A 346-nucleotide genomic window follows, 5' to 3' on the forward strand; every position below is an offset into this window, starting at 1 on the left:
AAGGACGGCCGCCTCGACCTGAAGGTCGATCCGGCCGCCACGACCAAGGACCCGGCGACCTTCGCCCTCGTCGGCAGGTCGGTGGCCCGGGTCGGCATCCCCGACAAGATGACCGGCCGCCTCACCTACATGCAGGATTACCGCGTGCCGGGCATGGTGCACGCCCGCGTCGTCCGGCCGCCGGCCATCGGCGCGAACCTGGAGAGCGTGGACGAGGCCTCGGCCGCGGACGTTCCGGGGCTGATCCGGGTCGTGCGCCAGGGCAACTTCCTGGCCGTCGTCGCCGAGAAGGAGTGGGCGGCCGTGAAGGCCGCGGCGCGCATCAGGGCGACGTGGTCGACCTGGG

The 346-nt window shown here is 72.8% G+C and carries 1 pseudogene; it reads left to right on the forward strand.

The features are described from left to right. Positions 1–346 (forward strand): annotated as a pseudogene (locus tag ACLBXP_RS25345) (xanthine dehydrogenase family protein molybdopterin-binding subunit); the annotation flags it as partial.

This window comes from Methylobacterium sp. A54F, assembly GCF_053346035.1.